Annotated in this window: 12 protein-coding genes; 3 read left to right on the forward strand and 9 right to left on the reverse strand. The window is 63.6% G+C overall.

From position 1 onward, the window contains the following. Positions 1-63: 63 nt before the first annotated feature. The 6 genes from C8J36_RS05080 to C8J36_RS05105 form a co-directional block, all read right to left on the reverse strand. Positions 64-1044 (reverse strand): DUF2497 domain-containing protein, encoded by a 981-nt coding sequence (locus tag C8J36_RS05080; RefSeq protein WP_132533201.1) that lies wholly within the window; start codon positions 1042-1044, stop codon positions 64-66. A 164-nt stretch (positions 1045-1208) separates the two neighbouring features. After that, the gene (locus C8J36_RS05085) at positions 1209-2567 is read right to left on the reverse strand and encodes a TolC family outer membrane protein (protein WP_132533203.1); all 1359 of its coding nucleotides are present in this window, start codon (positions 2565-2567) and stop codon (positions 1209-1211) included. A gap of 317 nt (positions 2568-2884) precedes the next feature. Next, on the reverse strand, positions 2885-3544 hold the full coding sequence (locus C8J36_RS05090; RefSeq protein WP_132533205.1) for a protein-L-isoaspartate O-methyltransferase: 660 nt from the start codon (positions 3542-3544) through the stop codon (positions 2885-2887). Positions 3545-3730: 186 nt separating this feature from the next. Further along, on the reverse strand, positions 3731-4165 hold the full coding sequence (gene exbD / locus C8J36_RS05095) for a TonB system transport protein ExbD (protein WP_132533207.1): 435 nt from the start codon (positions 4163-4165) through the stop codon (positions 3731-3733). Between the two features lie 3 nt (positions 4166-4168). Continuing rightward, positions 4169-5170 (reverse strand): tonB-system energizer ExbB, encoded by a 1002-nt coding sequence (exbB, locus tag C8J36_RS05100; protein ID WP_132533209.1) that lies wholly within the window; start codon positions 5168-5170, stop codon positions 4169-4171. Between the two features lie 149 nt (positions 5171-5319). After that, positions 5320-7815 (reverse strand): ComEC/Rec2 family competence protein, encoded by a 2496-nt coding sequence (locus C8J36_RS05105; RefSeq protein ID WP_245506465.1) that lies wholly within the window; start codon positions 7813-7815, stop codon positions 5320-5322. Positions 7816-8134: 319 nt separating this feature from the next. Between C8J36_RS05105 and gltA the strand changes: the two genes are divergently transcribed. Then, positions 8135-9424, forward strand: coding sequence for a citrate synthase (gene gltA, locus C8J36_RS05110; protein ID WP_062596484.1), 1290 nt, complete (start codon positions 8135-8137; stop codon positions 9422-9424). Between the two features lie 197 nt (positions 9425-9621). On the opposite strand, the gene C8J36_RS05115 is transcribed toward gltA, so the two are convergent. Continuing rightward, positions 9622-11511: a murein L,D-transpeptidase gene (locus tag C8J36_RS05115; protein ID WP_132533211.1), complete on the reverse strand. Its 1890-nt coding sequence runs from the start codon at positions 11509-11511 to the stop codon at positions 9622-9624. 506 nt (positions 11512-12017) lie between these two features. Here C8J36_RS05115 and fumC point away from each other — a divergent pair. Both fumC and C8J36_RS05125 read left to right on the forward strand, forming a co-directional pair. Beyond that, positions 12018-13409 (forward strand): class II fumarate hydratase, encoded by a 1392-nt coding sequence (fumC, locus tag C8J36_RS05120; RefSeq protein WP_132533213.1) that lies wholly within the window; start codon positions 12018-12020, stop codon positions 13407-13409. A 286-nt stretch (positions 13410-13695) separates the two neighbouring features. Then, the gene (locus tag C8J36_RS05125) at positions 13696-14766 is read left to right on the forward strand and encodes a GGDEF domain-containing protein (protein WP_062596487.1); all 1071 of its coding nucleotides are present in this window, start codon (positions 13696-13698) and stop codon (positions 14764-14766) included. Between the two features lie 19 nt (positions 14767-14785). On the opposite strand, the gene C8J36_RS05130 is transcribed toward C8J36_RS05125, so the two are convergent. Together C8J36_RS05130 and C8J36_RS05135 are read right to left on the reverse strand one after the other, a co-directional pair. Then, complete coding sequence (locus C8J36_RS05130; RefSeq protein ID WP_132533215.1) at positions 14786-15364, reverse strand: nucleoside 2-deoxyribosyltransferase; 579 nt, start codon at positions 15362-15364, stop codon at positions 14786-14788. Between the two features lie 33 nt (positions 15365-15397). Then, entirely contained in the window at positions 15398-16543 is a 1146-nt protein-coding gene (locus tag C8J36_RS05135; RefSeq protein ID WP_132533903.1) for a low temperature requirement protein A, read from the reverse strand. Positions 16544-16579: the final 36 nt, after the last annotated feature.

Here is a 16579-nt window from a genome sequence, read left to right on the forward strand (position 1 = left end):
GCCAGCCGTCAGAACGAGAGAAAAACAGCGGCTCCGGCCTGTCGCCACTGTCTGCAGGCGTTCCTAGCGCCGAGGACCGCGTGCCACACGCTCGATTTCCTCGCGGACGAGGCGCTCAACCAGCGTCGGAAGATTGTCGTCGAGCCACTCCTGCAGCATCGGCCGCAGCATGTCCTCGGCGATCTCGTCGAAGGAGCGCCGTGGGCTGCTGTCGATCGCCAGCGCCAATTCACCGAACGAGCGCGAAACCTGTTCGCTCACGGCGTCCGAGAGGATCGCGGAGACATCCTTGCCACGCGCCTCGGACGGTGCGTCCGTTACAGAAGGAGCGGCGGCGGGTGTTTCCGGCTGGGTGGTCACGGCAGCTCCGGGATGGGACATGTCGGCTGAAGCCGGTTCGTCCAGAGGAATATGCGGCGCGGCGAGATGAGGCGCAACGACATCGCGGGCCATGGCGCGGATGGAGGCCTCGACCTCCGCCTGATGCGCACGATCGCGCTCGCTCGGCGCTTCGACGGGTGAGGGTTCGCGATAGCTTGCGCTGGCCGCAGGCTCCGGACGCTGGGGCGTCGTGGCGTCGATCTGCGGCAGAGGTTGCGCGCGCTCCTGTCGCGATGCGGGCTGAGGTGCCCTCGCCTGCACGTCACGGGCCGCGGCGACAGGGTCGCGCGGCATCGTCTGACGCTCGGACGCGGCACGAACACGGGCCGCGACATCGGCCAGCGAAAGCGGAGCCGAGGCGGGCGCGCGGGCGGCCTCCTCACCCGGATAGGCCGGAACCGATGCCGAGGCGGGCTGATGCTCGGAGCCGCCTTCCGTCGTGTCGAAATCCGGGAATACCGTATCGTCGATCGTCAGTTGGATCTCTTCCGCCTGTTCCTCATCGAGATAGGCGCGGTCGCTCGAATAATAGGTGTCGGACATCGGGCCGTGGTCATTGGCGGGAAGCCCCGGACCGGTCGCCTCGTTGCTTTCGATGATCTTGCGGATCGAAGCCAGAATTTCGTCCATAGACGGTTCGCGCGCCAGGTTCGATTGTGCCATTGCAGATCCTCGTTTCATTCAACGCGCGCGCCGCGACACGCAGAGCCTGATGATCCTTAAGCGACTTGGCCGGTTGGCGGAATGCCGCGAATCATCCTCCCCGGATGATGCACAGATTTGTTTCTCCCGTCATCCTGTCCGACGCATCGAGGCGAGGACGCGGTTCAGCGGTTTTGAGGCGGGCTTACGCCGAACCACTTGTTCTTCACGGCTTCGTAGTGCGCTTCCGGCCGGTATTCGGCAACCTTGAGGTTCTGACCGCGAACCGTCAGCGCGCCCATGCTAGCGAGAAGCGAGTAGCTTGCGACCACGGCATTTCGCTGCGATGCGGCCAGGCTTTCGCGGGCGATGAGCACGGATTGCTGGGCGTCGAGCACATCGAGCGTCGTGCGCTGCCCGACCTTGCGCTCCTCGATAACGCCGGCCAGGGCCTGGTTGGCGGCGCGGATCTGCTCCTTGTTCGCCGCGATGGAGGCGCGGGCGGCGTCCAACTGGGCGTAGGCGCTGATGACGGTCTTCTGGACATCGAGGCGGACGCTGTCGACGACAATGCGCTGCTGTCCCGCCCGTTCCTTGGCCTGACGGATCTGACCATATTCGGCGCCGCCCTGATACAAGGGCACCTGAAGGCGGGCGACGATTGAGCCTGACGTATTGTCGATGCCGCCATTGCTCGCGGCGTCGCCGGTGTTGCGGCTGACGGAGCCCTGGATCGTCACGCCGGGCAGCATGGTGCCCTCGGCCTGCTTGACCCGGTAGCCTGCCGCATCCACGGCATATTCGGCCGCGATGATCTGCGGATTATCCCTGAAGCCTGCGGCAACGGCCTGATCCATGTTGCGGGGCATGCCGTTTTTGGCGGGCGACGCCGCCTTGATGTTGCGCGGCGCATCGCCGACGACCTGAACGTAGACCGCCTCGCTTTGTTTCAGCTGGGAGACGGCGGTGGCCAGCAGCGCCTTGGCGTTTGCAAGCTCCGCCTCGGCCTGGCTCACATCCGTCCGGGTGCCCTCTCCCACCGTCAGGCGGGAATTGGCGGCCTTCAGCTGCTGCTTGAGAAAGGCCAGGTTCTGGCGGCGAATGCCGACCACCTCTTGGTCGCGCACGATATTGGCATAGGATTCCGCAGCCGACAGGAGAATCGAAATCTCGTTGGCTTTCAGGTTCTCGCGACTGGAAAGGACGGTCGATTCGGAGGCACGCACGTCATTCAAGGTCTGGAAGCCATCGAAGATCTGTTGCGTGATCGTCAGGCCGGCGGATCCCTGGTGAAAGTTCTGCGGGCGCCGCTGGAATTCGCTGTCGAAGCGCGTCTGTGTCGCGGTCGCCACGGCCGAAACCTGGGGCCGGTAACCGGACTTGGCGATCGTGACCGATTCGTCCACGGCGCGAAGACCGGCGCGTGCGGCGTTCAGGTCGGGATTGTTGACGTAGGCCTTCGCCATGGCGTCCGTGATGGTATCGGCAGCGGCAGGCGAGACCAAAGCCAGAGCGAGCACGACGGTGGTGCGCAGCATTTTCATGCGATGCCTCCAGTATGACAGGACCCAGCACTCCGGCACCCGCACTTCGATATGGCTTCCCGGCGCGACATCCTGCCGATCATCGGCACGACATCCGAACACTGCCGCACACTTGCTGCATCGCAGTGTGCGCAGGACCCGGCCCGGTCTCCAAGACGGGTCTAATTGGTCAATGTGGCGCCGGGCTGACCATTTCCACGCTTTCCGGGAGCGGAGGGCGCGGTCAGCCCGCCCACACGAAAAAGCCGGCCCGCATCTCAGCGGCCCGGCTCTGCAAAATCCTCAGATCAGACGATCATTCGTCGGACGACGAATGCTCAGAAGACGAATTCCTTGGCAACGCGGAAGCCCGGCAGCGGCTTGACGGCCGTATTGAAGGCCTTGCGTTCGGCCGCCTTGCCGCCCTCGCGCATGAACACCTTGGCGCGCGAGGCATTGCCGAAGCCGACCACCGCGATGAGGCGGCCACCGTCCCGGAGCTGCGACGTCAGCGCTTCCGGCACGACCTCAATCGCGCCGTTGACGAAAATCACGTCGTAAGGTGCTTTCGACGGATAACCGGCTTCGAGCGGTCCCGTGACGACCTCGACATTGGCGTAACCGAGGCTCGACAGATTGGCCTTTGCCTGCGCGGCAAGCTCCGCGTCGCTGTCCAGCGCCGTGACGTCCTTGCCGAGAAGGGAGAGGAGCGCGGATGTATAGCCCGTCGTGCAGCCGATCTCGAGCACGGAGTCGGTCTTGGCGATCTCGCCAAGCTGCAACAGCTTTGCCAGCGGCGACGGTTCCATCACATAACGCCCGCCGTCGGCTTGCGAAACGGGGATATCCGTATCGATATAGGCGAGCTGCTTGCGGTTTTCTGGAACGAAAGCCTCGCGGGGGACAGCGAGGAAGGCGGAAAGGACCGTATGAGAGGTGACATCCGTGGTGCGGACCTGGTTGTCGACCATCTTGATACGTGCTGCTTCGAAATCCATCGCGCGTGCCTCTTCGATCCGCATTGATGGCCACCCTTTAGATCACTCTCCGGGCGGCCTGCGTCCGCCGCAATGGCGGGCTGCCTCGCAAAGCTCATAAATCGCCACATCGCGTGTTTCAAGCGGCGAATGCAGGGATGGACAAATCGCCGGGCCTCCGAACGATCCGCGGAGGCCACCGACACATCATGGTGCGGGCGGAGCGCCCTCCAGGCCGACGAGCGCGATCTTGCTGTAACCGGCCTGCTGGATCCGGTTCATCAGGTTCATCAGTGCGCCGTAATCGACCGATTTGTCCGCCCGCAGCAGAATGCGCGTCTGCTTGTTGCCCTCGGTCATGCCGTCGAGATCGGCCGCGAAGCGTGTCTCGTCCGTCGTCTCGTTGCCGAGCGCCAGCGTCAGGTCCGACTTCAAGGTGATGAACACCGGCTTGTCATCGCTTCGGGGTGTCGGCTTTGCCGCGGACTGCGGAAGATCCACCTTCATGTCCACGGTGGCCAGCGGCGCCGCGACCATGAAGATGATGAGCAGCACCAGCATGACGTCGATAAAGGGGGTGACGTTGATCTCGGCGTTCTCCTCGAGATCGCCGCCGCCGCTGTCGCCAAGTCGCGTTGCCATGGCCTACCTCACCCGTGCGGCGGGCATGTCGCCCTGCTTGATCGTGTCGGAGAACCGGGGCGCGGATCGGCGCGCCAGACGGAAATCGAGATCGCGGCTGACAAGGCGATCGACGGCCGCGGCCGTGTCCGCCAGGATGAGCCGATAGCCGGCGATCGACCTCGCGAAGTAGTTATAGATGACGACGGCAGGAATGGCGGCGACGAGACCGATCGCCGTCGCCAGCAGTGCCTCTGCGATGCCCGGGGCCACGATGGCAAGGTTGGTCGTCTGTGCCTGGCTGATGCCGATGAAGGAATTCATGATGCCCCAAACCGTGCCGAACAGGCCGACGAAGGGGGAGATGGAGCCCACCGTCGCAAGCACGCCCGTGCCGGCCGCGATCTTCTTGCCGGCGCCCGCCTCGATCCGCTGAAGGCGCGAGGCAACCCGTTCCTTGACGCCCTCGCCCGGTACCAGATCGAGAATCGGTTCGGACTTGCTCAGCTCCTGTCCCGCCGCCGTCAGCATGGCAACGGCCGGCCCGCTGCGGACATCACCGCTCTGCGATGCGTCCCGCAATCCGGTCGCGTCGGAGAAATGGGCAAGCGCCTGGCGAAGGCGCGCCTTGGCCGCCGACAGTTCGAAAACCTTGAAGAGAAGAATCGACCAGGTGGCCACCGAAGCGAGCGCCAGCGCAATCATCACCCCTTTCACCACATAGTCGGCGGCCAGGAACATGCCGACCGGCGACAGATCGTGCGGCAGAGCCGGATCTGCGCCCTCGACGGCCGTGGCATCCGGCAGCGCTGCCGACGGCTCGGCTGTCGCCGGCGCGGTGGGGCCCGTTTCAGACGCCGAAGGGGGCGTCGCCTGCTCGCTCAATGGCGTCGATTGTGCCGCGGGCGGCGCGTCCACCGATGGCGCCGGCGGTGTGGCTGTCTGCGCGATGGCCGACAGCGGCAGGGTGGCCGCCCCGATCAACGCGACGGCAAGGAAGAACGAGGAAGTTTTGCGGTTCGACATGATCCGTCCATCTCAAGCGGTTCATCCCTTCCGCCAGGCGGAGGATGATTTCGGTCGCCGGCCGGAGCCGGTTTCGTCACCTCGGTGACGTCGTCGTGCTCTCATATGTCACCCAAGACGGGTAAGGCAAGATTTCTAGAGTAATTTTGTCATGATTCTTCGTCGGTGATCGGTTCGACAGACCCCTCGCTCGAAGGCGCGTCGTCGTCATAGGCGTCGCGGCGCCAGTCATAGGCGCGATGACGCTGCCAGGGACGGCTCAGCCCCTCCATCGCCGGGACGATCCGCCGCCCGCCCGGCATTGCGGGATCCGCGTAGAGTTCGAGCGCGCCCGTCCGCCGGAGCATGCGCGCGGACGCGAGAAGGGCTCCGGACCGGCAGGTGGAGAAGACGGGGTTTGCGGAGGTCACGACGATATCGGCGACATCGCAGGCGGAACCGATGAGCCGCCGATCCTCGACCGTCACGATGACCCAGCCCTCCCGAGACGTCGTGGCGCACCATTGGTCGGGGACGCAGGAAAAGCGGCCAGGCGTTCCCTCGCCGATCAGACGCTGCAGGGACGCTCGTGCTGCGGCGGTCGGAAAGGCCGGCCGCCTGCGCGTTTCGGCTGTCGGCGCCGGCTCCTGCGCTGGCGGCTCGGGCAAAGCGAGATCGGCCCGTGAGATGGGCGCAACATGACTTTCGAGACGCAGCGCCCGCGTCCACTGGCCGTAGATGAAGGCGGGTGGCCGGCTACGATTGCTGGCACCTGCCGTGCCGTCGATGAGCGCAGCCAGGCGCCCGTCCTCGGCGATGACGAGGGCCGGGCGTTCTGACGGCGCAAGAAAGGCGATGCAGAGACCGGCCGCGACAAGACCGAGCCCCGCCAAGGCCAGCCGTGTGCGCAACAGGCAGCAAACGACGCCACCGATCGCGATCAGCGCGAAGGCGGACTGCGGCAGCCGTCCGGTCGAAACCTGCCCGCCGAGCGACGAGACGAAACGCGCGACGGCCAGCATGACCTCAATTCCGTAGCCCATGACGTTCAGCGGCAGGGTATCGAGGCCGAACGGCATCAACAGCATCGCAATCAGTCCCGCGGGCATGACGACGATGCCGATGACCGGCATGGCGAGCATGTTGCCGAGGAGACCATAGGCCGGCAGCTGATTGAAGTGGGCCGCCGAGTAGATCATCGTGGAAACGCCCCCCATCAGGGAGCTCAAAAACAACCCCGCGAGGAAACTGCGAATGCCGGCAAACCTGTCGTTCCCGCTCCGGCGGCCAGCCGTCGCCTTGCGCTCGCGCCAGCGGGCATAGCCGGCGACGAGCGCGAGCGTCGCGGCAAAGGACATCTGGAAACCGGGGCCGGAGACGGCGGACGGGTCCACGGTCAGGATGACGAGCGCCGCCATGGCGACATTGCGCAGGCTGATCGACGGTCGATCGAAGAACACGGCCACAAGCATGATGACGATCATGATCCAGGAGCGGACCGCGGATACGGCACCGCCGGAGATCAGGATGTAAAAACACACCATGACGAGAGCCCCGGCGGCAGCGATCTTCTTGATCGGCACCCGATGGGCGAGGCCGGGCACGAGGCTGAGCCCGGTCCGTAAGCCGACGAGCAGGGTCCCGGCCGCCAGCACCATGTTCATCCCCGAGATCGCCAGCACATGGCCGAGGCCGGAATTTCGCAGAGCCGTGATGCTGTCGCGGCCGATCGCCCGCTCCTCGGCGGTGACGAGGGCGGCAGCGATCGCGCCGGCATCGCCCGGGATCGTCGCCCGGATCCGGATGCCGATCGCTTCGCGCCAGACGGCAAGTCCTGCCCATGCTGTGTCGATCGCGCTGCCCTGCCCGGCTGACTTGCTTCCGGCACCCGAAAGGATCTCCGGCTTGCCATAGGCATAGCCAACGGCACCGATCCCCTTGAAGAAACTGTCGAAGCCGAAATCGTTGAGGCCGGCAAGCGCGGGGCCGGACGGCGGCGACAGGCGCGCGCGTCCCCTGATCGTCTCCCCGACATTTGCCGGCCCGCCGTTGCGGACCATCAGCGTGAGGGTGGCGGGCGGGCGCCGCAGCGTCGGCGCCTCCGTGCGTTGCAGCGCGACGATATAGCGGTAGGCGTTCCTCCCGGAGATCTCCCGACTGAGGATGCGGCCCGTCAGGGTCGTCGTCACCGGCGAATCCAGCAGGATGGTCGGCGATCCCTCGGTCTCGAAGGCGGCGAAGGTCGCGCCGAGCAGCAGGCTTGTTGCCACGATGATGCCGGCGCAGAGCAAACCCGGCCGGGACAGAAGTGCGATGCTGGCTATGCAAAAAACACATGACAGCACTGTGAGAATGAGCACGCCGGGCGGATCGCGCGCTGAAAACCAGAGGATTGCGCCGAGCGCGATCAGCAGTGGCAGGAAGAGAAACGGGTGCCCGAACGCCGTCTCCTCCTCCCAGGAGGCGCGAAACCTGTCCGGCCACGTGCGCGGTTGCGGTCGGATCTTGGCAAGCCACCGGCTGCGAGACGGCATTGCGGGGAACAGAAATTTCGCCCTGCGCCGCGTTTCCGGGGAGACGAAGGCTATGGGACGGTCCGCCGGAGCGGGCTCCCAGGCAACATGCTCGGCGCTCCGCTGGCGGACATCGGTTGGAGTCTCAGGCACGTTGCGCATCACATGCCATGCCCCTCTGCCAACCCGAGAAAAGTGTCGCAGAAAACGCGGCGGGTTTCAATTTTGAGTTTGTGCCTATTTCTTCATCATGTCGGGCGACGAGCACTGGAACCCGCAGCTTTCCTAAGCAGGCGCGATTGGAACTGCCGACAATCCATGCAACTATCGCGTCGCGAAATGATTATGCTGCATCGCAAAACGGATGTCCCCGAGCGCTTGGCAGGGGGTATCAAATGCGGTAGCACTGAGGCAACAACGATGAATTGCGGCACGATTTCGTGCCGTTTCGGTGCAAACGGAGGATCGCTCTATGGCAGGCAAAAGCGCAACGGTCACGGTGAACGATAAATCGGTCGAACTGCCCGTGCGGTCCGGTTCCATCGGCCCGGAAGTGGTCGATATCGGCACGCTCTACAAGCAGACCGGTCAGTTCACCTATGATCCGGGCTTCACGTCGACCGCATCCTGCGAGTCGAAGATTACCTATATCGACGGTGACGAGGGCATCCTTCTGCACCGCGGTTTTCCGATCGAGCAGCTCGCGGAACAGGGCGACTTCCTCGAAGTCTGCTATCTTCTGCTCTACGGCGAACTGCCGACGAAGGCGCAGAAGATCGACTTCGATCACCGCGTCACGCACCACACCATGGTGCACGAACAGATGTCGCGCTTCTTCACCGGTTTCCGTCGCGACGCCCACCCGATGGCCGTCATGTGCGGCTGCGTCGGCGCGCTCTCGGCCTTCTACCACGACTCGACCGACATCACCGATCCGCACCAGCGCATGGTCGCAAGCCTGCGCATGATCGCGAAGATGCCGACGCTCGCCGCCATGGCTTACAAGTACCATATCGGCCAGCCCTTCGTTTACCCGAAGAACGACCTCGATTACGCGTCGAACTTCCTGCACATGTGCTTTGCCGTCCCCTGCGAGGAGTACAAGGTCAACCCGGTGCTCGCACGCGCCATGGACCGGATCTTCATCCTCCATGCCGACCATGAGCAGAACGCGTCGACGTCGACGGTTCGTCTCGCCGGCTCCTCGGGCGCAAACCCGTTTGCCTGTATCGCGGCCGGCATCGCCTGCCTCTGGGGCCCGGCACATGGCGGCGCCAATGAGGCGGCGCTGAACATGCTGGCGGAAATCGGCTCGGTCGATCGCATTCCGGAATATGTCGCCAAGGCCAAGGACAAGAACGATCCCTTCCGCCTGATGGGCTTCGGTCACCGCGTCTACAAGAACTACGACCCGCGCGCCAAGATCATGCAGAAGACGACGCATGAGGTTCTGGCCGAACTCGGCCACAAGGACGATCCGCTCCTGCAGGTCGCCATGGAACTCGAGCGCATCGCGCTGACGGACCCCTACTTCATCGAGAAGAAGCTGTACCCGAACATCGACTTCTACTCGGGCATCACGCTGAAGGCGCTCGGCTTCCCCACGACCATGTTCACCGTGCTGTTTGCTCTGGCACGCACCGTCGGCTGGATCGCACAGTGGAACGAAATGATCGAGGATCCGGAGCAGCGCATCGGCCGTCCGCGCCAGCTTTATGTCGGCGAACCGAAGCGCGACTACGTTCCCGTTTCCAAGCGCTGAGCCATCGGGCTTCAGAAACTGAGAGCACAAGCCGCGGGCCTCAAGCCCGCGGTTTTTTCGTTGCGGGTCGCCCGTTTTCCTTCGTTTTCACGCAGGGCATCACAGGTCGACTTTTCCATCGACAATAAAAAAGCCAGCCTCCCGGGAGAGACTGGCTTCGATAGGGGCGATGGCATCCGTGATCAGAACGCGCGGGCTCAGCCCTCGATACGGCGGACCTGGCGTGTCGCGTCGAAGGCGCGGTTCATGTACATGTCCCGATCGTAGACATCGTCGAAGTAGGCGACGCGGCCATCCTTGTCCGGCCACGCCGTGAAGTAGGCGACGTAGACGGGGATGCGGCTGGGAACCGAGACGCCCTTGTTGCGGCCACCGGCAATCTGTCGGGCGACGTCATCGACCGTCGTTCCGAGCACCGCAGCGGCCATGCGGCGCGGATCGGCGAGCCGGACGCAACCATGGCTGAGCGCCCGCATGTCCTTCTTGAAGAAGCTCTTCGACGGCGTGTCGTGCATGTAGATCGCATGCGCATTGGGGAACAGAATCTTCAGCTCGCCGAGCGCATTGTCGTCGGACGGCGGCTGGCGAACGGAGACGGACTTGGTCGAGCCGTACCAATCGACATCGTAGGACGAGACGGGGCGGCCGCCGACTTCCACCTGATAGCCGAGGCGATCGAGATAGCCGGGATCGCTGCGCAGCTTCGGCAGCATCTCGTTGATGATGATCGACTGCGGCACACCCCAATAGGGATTGAACTCGACGGTCTGGATCTCGTCTTCGAAGAAATAGGTCTGGTTCGTCTTGGAGCCCACGACGACGCGCATATTGAACTGCTCGACGCCGTCATCATGGTAGGACGCGGTGAAAGCCGGCTGGTTGATGAAGACGTAGCGGCTGCCGAGATCGGCCGGAAGCCAGCGGGCCTGCTCCATGGCGATGCGCAGCTTGGCGATCTTGTCGGCATTGCTGTCGCCGCCGCTCAGGATCCGGATCGACGCACGGCCGACGACGCCGTCCGGCTTCAGGCCGTTCTCCTTCTGGAAGCCTTCGACCAGCGCCACGAGATCCGGCGTGTAGGCTTCGCTGCCCTGATAGGCGCCGAGTGCCACGGCATGCTCGGCCCTCAGGGTGTCGGAGCCTTTTGCCTTGATCGCGGCAATCACGGCGGGCAGGCCGGGATCGGAAATGCCGGGCTTCAGAAGCGTGCCTTCCGGGATCTCGATGCGTGGCTGACCGTCGGCGGACGCTTCCAGTCGCTTCAACTCATCGCGCAGCGCCGTGAACTCGGCATTGGCCGGCGTCTGCGTGGCGAGGAATGCCGCGACATCATGGCTGGCCGCGATGACGCGCATCTTGCCGGCGAGGTTCACGTCCTTGCGCTTGAAATCGTGATAGCCGGAGATCGCGTTCGGATCGATGCGGCCGCGCACCGTATCCTGCACATAGGTCAGCACGGCGGCACTGAGCCGGATCTCGAACGAGACGAGGGCTTTTTCGCGCGCCGCCATATCCGTGGCATCCGGCGTTTCCATCGGAAGGGCGACGGCGTAATCCTGCGGATCGAGCCCGATGCTGCCGGCATTCGCAAGCACGGCCATGGCGGCACGGGCGCGGTCGTTGACGCCATTGGCGTCGATCCAGATCAGGGCGTCGGTTCCCGCGTAATAGGCCTCGATCGTCTTGGCGACCTCGGGGGCCGCATAGGCCGTGACGGAGGGCATATAGGGGCGCGCATCGCTTAAGAGGGTGGTATCGCCTGTCGACACCAGTTCGGGACGAAGCGAGCCGGTAACGACCGGATCGACCAGCCGGTCGGTCTCGATCCGGCGCGGAGCCTCGGCCTTATACGTATAATATTTCGGGCCGACGACGCGCGGTGCCGGCGAAGAGGAGGCGCTGCGCCGTGCAGGCTGCTCCTGCGCGGGTGCCGGCGCTGTCTCCGGCATCGTCTGGAAGGTTTCTGGCGCACGGTTGCGACGGAACAGGTCCATCAGCGTCATGGCGTCGGCTTGACCGACGTTAAGCGTGGTCAGGGTGCACCCGGACATGAGGGTGACGATCGCTGCTGTCTTCTTCAATGTCATAGCCGAACTTTCCGTATCGCAGTGCCGCCTCATGGCGGGTGGCGCCCGATGCCGTTCATGTCACCAAGCATCCGACTTATAAGAAATGTTGGTGAATGAAAAGGAAACGCGCACGCTGTCATCGGGCAAGAAACGCGCGAAAAATGGAGGTCGGACGTGACCTGAAACTGCCCAAGAAACTGATAGTTCTTGCTTTTCGCCGCGCGCTTTTTGCAGCATCGGAATGAAAACTTTTCCGCACACTTGCCTGGCTTCCGAAGAGACATCAGATCTGTGTTACAAAAGGCACAGAATGCAACCCCCGATGCCTCGGCCGCGACTCGCATACCCGTGCCTCATGGTGCGCGCATCATTCAAACGATTGTACGCCCGGCGCCCCTCCTCTGCCCCTTTACAATCGGGCGGCACCTGGGCCACAGAAGACCCCAGCCGGGCCTTGTCGAGGCCGGCTCCGAGGATCTTGCGGCGCTCCGCAGTGCTGCATCAGGCGAATCAGGGAAGAGACGATGACAGGCACCCGTACGGAAACAGATACATTCGGCCCGATCGAGGTCGCAAACGATCGCTATTGGGGCGCTCAGGCCCAGCGGTCCCTCGGCAATTTCAAGATCGGCTGGGAGAAGCAGCCGCTGTCCATCGTGCGCGCGCTGGGCATCGTCAAGCAGGCGGCGGCCAAGGCCAACATGGCGCTCGGACGCCTCGGCCCCGCCGTCGGCGAGCCGATCGTCCGCGCCTCCCAGGAGGTGATCGATGGCAAGCTCAACGACCATTTCCCGCTCGTCGTGTGGCAGACGGGTTCCGGCACGCAATCGAACATGAACGCCAACGAGGTCATCTCGAACCGCGCGATCGAACTGCTCGGCGGCGTGATGGGCTCCAAGAAGCCCGTGCATCCGAACGACCACGTGAATATGAGCCAGTCTTCCAACGACACCTTCCCCACGGCCATGCACATCGCCTGTGCCGAACGCGTCGTTCACGACCTGCTGCCGGCACTGAAGCACCTGCATGCAGCGCTCGAAGTGAAAGTGAAGGCCTTCGATCACATCATCAAGATCGGCCGCACCCACACGCAGGACGCAACGCCGCTGACGCTCGGCCAGGAATTTTCCGGCTATGCCGCGCAGGTCGCGTCCTCGATCAAGCGCATCGAGATGACCCTGCCGGGACTGCAGGAACTCGCCCAGGGCGGCACGGCCGTCGGGACGGGGCTCAATGCCCCGATCGGTTTTGCCGAAAAGGTCGCAGACGAGATCGCCGCGATCACCGGCATCGCCTTCACCTCGGCACCGAATAAATTCGAGGCGCTGGCAGCGCATGATTCCATGGTCTTCAGCCATGGCGCCATCAATGCCACGGCAGCCGCTCTCTTCAAGATCGCCAACGACATCCGGCTTCTCGGCTCCGGCCCGCGTTCGGGCCTCGGCGAACTGTCGCTGCCGGAAAACGAACCCGGCTCGTCGATCATGCCGGGCAAGGTCAACCCGACACAGTGCGAGGCGCTGACCCAGGTCTGCGTGCAGGTCTTCGGCAATCACGCCTCGCTGACCTTCGCCGGCAGCCAGGGGCATTTCGAGCTGAACGTCTACAATCCGCTGATGGCCTACAACTTCCTTCAGTCGGTCCAGCTGCTCGCCGATGCCGCCGTGTCCTTTACCGACAATTGCGTCACCGGCATCGAGGCGCGCGAAGACAACATCAAGGCGGCGCTCGACCGGTCGCTGATGCTCGTCACGGCGCTTGCCCCGAAGATCGGCTATGACAATGCCGCAAAGATCGCCAAGACGGCGCACAAGAACGGCACCACCCTTCGCGAGGAGGCCGTCGGCGGCGGCTACGTCACGAACGAAGAGTTCGATGCCGTCGTTCGCCCGGAAACGATGATCAGCCCGGCCTGACCATCAAACGTCTCCATCGGCAAACGCTATGAGACTCGAACCCCGCTTCACCCGAAGCGGGGTTTTTCGTTTGGGGCGGGTCTTACTGCCGCATTCGGCTTAAGAAGGCCTCTGCTAACCGTAGTTTCTGACATTCATTAAACTTTCCCACATCTTTTAAACCCTAGAGTAGGGTATTGCAGGACGGTTTCCTCTCCGATTTCGAGAACCGCGCCTGGAGACGCGCGTCATTGCAGGCCGTAGAGGGCGTCGTCGGCGATCCCCAGGTCATCAACAGGAGGGCACCGTGCAGCCTGCGACTTCACCCAAGGGACAAGCACCGGATATCGCAGCGCAGGTGACCTTTGCGATGCGCATCATGGGGATCGCTCCGATCCCGCGCAATTACGAACTCTATTACGAGGCCTATATCGGCTCCAATCCGCGACTGACGAAGGAACTCGCCGGTCTTGGCAGCAAAGCCACGCAGGAAGAACTGGACGAAATCGGCGCCCGGTATTTTGCCCATGTCCATCACGCCGCCGGCGTCGAGCGGGCCCATAATCAACTGGCCGCCCAGTTGAATGACCTTCTGGCGCTGATGCGCGAGGAGCAGTTCGCGCTCGAGAGCTACAACCGGGTTCTCGGGGAAGCGGCCATGAACATCAACACCAAGAGTGCTGCGGGTGCGGAGATCCTGCGCAACGCGGTGACGCTGCTGACCCAGGCGACCGAGGATACGATGAGCCAGGGCAAGGAACTGGTCGAAAACGTCTCGCTGAAATCGGTCGAAATGGATGTCATCCGGCAGGAACTCGACGAGTACAAGCGGATCGCCAACACCGATTCCCTGACGCGCCTCGCCAACCGGCGGGCGTTCGACGAGAAGCTTTCCGCAGTCTACAATTCCGATCAGATCCGCACCTATACGGGTCTGCTGATCTGCGACATCGACCACTTCAAGAAGGTCAACGATACGTTCGGCCATCCGGTCGGCGACAAGATCCTGGCAACCGTCGGCACGGTCATCCGGTCGAACCTGCGACGCGAGGCTTTCGTGGCGCGCACCGGCGGCGAGGAATTCGCGATCATTCTCAACGATCAGACCGTCGAGGAATGCATGCAGATCGCGGACCGCATTCGTGTGGCTCTGGCCAACACGCCGTTCAAGAATTCGAAGACAGGCGTCAATTACGGACCGATCACGCTGTCGATCGGCGTCTGCCAGGCCTCCCTCGCGGACGATCCGGTCGATCTCTACAACAAGGCCGACGTGGCGCTCTATTGTGCCAAGAACGCCGGGCGCAACCGGACGACCCTGTTCGAAGACGGGATGAAGAAGGATACCGGCCGAAACTGGCTTCTCTATCGCCGCTGAGCGCGCACCGCGCTCATCATCAGGCGATCGTGCCCTGCTGCTCGGCCAGAAGGCGCAGGCATTCCTCAAAGGCGTCGAGGTCCGTGTAAAGGGCATCGGGCGCTGCGTTTCCCACCACAAGCGCGCCGCCGCGCGCGGCGATGCCGCCATCCAGCATCAGATTGTCGGCCATGTCAAAATTCTCGATGGAGATCCCGTCCGGCCCGCGATGCCGGCCGTCCGCGGTTTCGCGGATATCGCCACCGTAATAGGCCGAGCAACGGTCGTAGTGGGACGCGGCGACGTTGGTATAGGCATAGACCAGCTTGCCCTGCGCGCACATGAAGCCGACTTCGAACGCCGTGCCGACATCGGCGGCGACGCCGCGAAACGGGGTGAGGTTGGCGATGACGGCATCGGCTGCCCGCATCATGCCCTCGTTGATCTGGCTGATCGCCAGCCCCATGCCGAATTTCGTTTCCACCGGGGGAATGGCGAGATCGCCGGGGCTCAGCGGCTCGAACCCGGCCGCCCGCGCCCTTTCGGCTTTGAGGTCGAGAATCTCCCGGGCGTTGGGCAGGAACACTTCGGGACCGGCGAGATAGACTTTGAGGGGCATGGATCGTCCAGTTCCGGATAATGGCGGGCGGGTTCAGCGCACGGCCTTGAGCGTCAGATATTCCCACACCGCGACGATGACGAGAATGACGAAGGAGATGATCAGCAGAACATGCGGCTCGACCACGAAGGCCAGTGGCGCGGCCAGAATGTAGAGCCCGATGCCGCCGAGATGCGAGACCGACAGGCGCGGTGCGACAGAACTCTTGATCCAGATATTGCCGGCGAGGAAGACGATGGGGCCGCCGATGATGGCGCTCGCCGTCTTCACGTCGATCGCCCCATAGGGATGGGCGAGCACGAATTCGTCGGCGACGGCGCAAAGGATGATGCCGGCGACGACCGGGATGTGGGCGTAGGTGAAAATGGTGCGCGCGACTTCGCCCGGCGACTCGTCGCTTTCGATCTGTGCGGCCGCCCGCTCCTGCCCGAAGCGGAAATAGATCCACCACATGGTGACGGTCGAACCGAAGCTGCTAAGCGCGAGAACGAAGACGAGCGGCGTCACCTCCATTTCGGCGAGCGTGCGGCCAGTCACGAGAATCGTTTCGCCGAGGCAGATCAGCACGAACAAGGCACAGCGCTCGGCCATGTGGGCACCGAGCACGTCCCAATCATCGAACTCGGACCGGCCGAGGCCGGGAACCCGAAATCCGACCGCGGGCGAGACGTATTCGATCGTCAGCGCAGCGATCCAGATGAAGAGCTGGGCTTCACCGCCAATCAGGGCACCCGCGATCCAGAACACGCCGGAGACGACCAGCCAACAGGTGATCCGCAGGAAATCCCGCGCATTGTCCGGGCTATGGCCATGCAGCGCGTAAACCGTGAAAAGAGAGCGTCCGACCTGCATGGCGACGTAGGACAGGGCAAACAGCAGGGCCTTGTCGCCGAATGCGTCATTGATCGCGGTCGACAGCAGAAGCGCGCCGAACATCAGCGCAAACAGCATGGCGCGAACCGGCATTCGATCCGGATCGAGCCAGTTGGTGACCCAGGTGGTGAAGATCCACACCCACCAGACAGCGAGGATCATCAACAGCGCTTCCAGCGCGCCCAGCAGCGTATAGTGCCCGGCCAGCGTGTGCGACAGCTGAATGAGCGAGAAGACGAAGACGAGGTCGAAGAACAGCTCGGGAAAGGCGACCTTGTCGTCTTCGCCCTCGCGCCGATCGCGCATCCAGCCGGCTCGATCGCGCAACGACTGGAAGAGCGC

The sequence above is a fragment of the Rhizobium sp. PP-F2F-G48 genome (assembly GCF_004342335.1).
Taxonomy (GTDB): domain Bacteria; phylum Pseudomonadota; class Alphaproteobacteria; order Rhizobiales; family Rhizobiaceae; genus Ferranicluibacter.